Here is a 1,257-nt window from a genome sequence, read left to right on the forward strand (position 1 = left end):
CGTCTTCAGAATCCTTCTTGCATTCCAATGCAATAGCCGCCGCAAATCCATATGCGATTCCCCTGCGCTTGCGGGGGAGGGCGGGGTGGGGGTGTCTCCACATTGGGATTCCCCGAATGGAGAGAGCCCCGCCCGGCGCTGCGCGCCGACCTCCCCGCAAGCGGGAGAGGTGAAGAAAGAGCGTCGACGGCCTTCGCCGGGACGACCAAGAACGACAAAGAGCCAGATTCGATTTTCAAACAGCCACTCCGCTGTCATCGTCCGGCTTGACCGGACGATCCAGTATTCCAGAGACAGCAGTGCTTGAGCCGAGAGGCTGCCGGATACTGGATGCCCGCCTTCGCGGGCATGACGGTGGAGTGTGGACATGCGTCCGCATTCTCGCGGCACGAACTGCCCGAGCTTTGCGGCTGTTTCACCCGTCCCGATAAAGAGAGGGCGCAGGGAAGGCCGGGTGCCGATTGCACCCGTGGGCCCCGTGCAACAAAAAGCACGGGGGTAGGACCACAGGTCAACCGGAGCAACGCCGGCCTTCCCTGCGCAATGGTTTTAACGGTTTCCTTCGTGCTCTCCCCGGTGACCGGGCTTTTTTGCCACCGTCATCTCTCGCGCGAACTTTTCTCGCACGAAAAACTTAGCGCCAGCGTCGGGGCGCCAGGACCACACGACTTCGCCGTCCGCGGATAGTTGCGTTCGCCTGTCGCAACATTCGCGTCCACCGCATCCCGCCGCGCGTTCGTGACGATCGCGATCCGCCCCTCTTGCCGGGCGGGACGGCGGACTTATAGGAGTGATTTGGGGTGGAAACGAAGCGGTTTATTTTCCGCATGCCGACTGGACCGGGCAAATCATATTGATTCAATTGCGATAATTCGCCTTGCCGCGCAACGCGGAGGGAACCTTTGAGGGCCTCGCGCGTTGAAGCTGCATGTCAGAAACATACACAGCGCGTGAAAAGCCAACGCCAGAGCAACGCAAGGCCAGGGAGGCCGAGCGTCGGCGCGATGCAGAACAGGCCATGCGGGAGCATCAGCTCGCGCAAGAGGCCTTCCATAAAAATCGCGAACGGCTGAAGGCCGAGCGACTGGCACGAGAAGCAGCGGGCGGCAAGTAGGGCTAGAGCTTCGGTTCTGATGGGATCAGAGCCGAAGCTTTAGCTTTCTTGTCGTCCGTGAAGAATCGCCCAAGCCATTGATGTGGAGTCGATTTTTCGGTCGTGAGGGGGTTTGAGATTGCAAGCTTTCGGGGTTTGACGCC

Annotated in this window: 2 protein-coding genes; one reads left to right on the top strand and one right to left on the bottom strand. The window is 60.4% G+C overall.

The genetic code is table 11. The annotated features are described in order from the left end of the window. Window positions 1–369: hypothetical protein (locus tag K288_RS54580; protein ID WP_210164452.1), on the bottom strand; the 369-nt coding region annotated here is incomplete at its 3' end. 559 nt (window positions 370–928) lie between these two features. On the opposite strand from K288_RS54580, the gene K288_RS55435 reads away from it, so the two are divergent. Continuing rightward, a complete protein-coding gene (locus K288_RS55435) occupies window positions 929–1,114 on the top strand; it encodes a hypothetical protein (protein ID WP_084800148.1) in 186 nt (61 codons plus the stop codon). Window positions 1,115–1,257 lie beyond the last annotated feature (143 nt).

Origin of the sequence: Bradyrhizobium sp. Ai1a-2, assembly GCF_000426245.1 — a bacterium.
Lineage (GTDB): Bacteria > Pseudomonadota > Alphaproteobacteria > Rhizobiales > Xanthobacteraceae > Bradyrhizobium.

What these genes read in the sequence shown, in the direction of transcription:
- K288_RS55435 (WP_084800148.1), top strand. Translation starts at nt 929, where the DNA reads ATGTCAGAAACATACACAGCGCGTGAAAAGCCAACGCCAGAGCAACGC.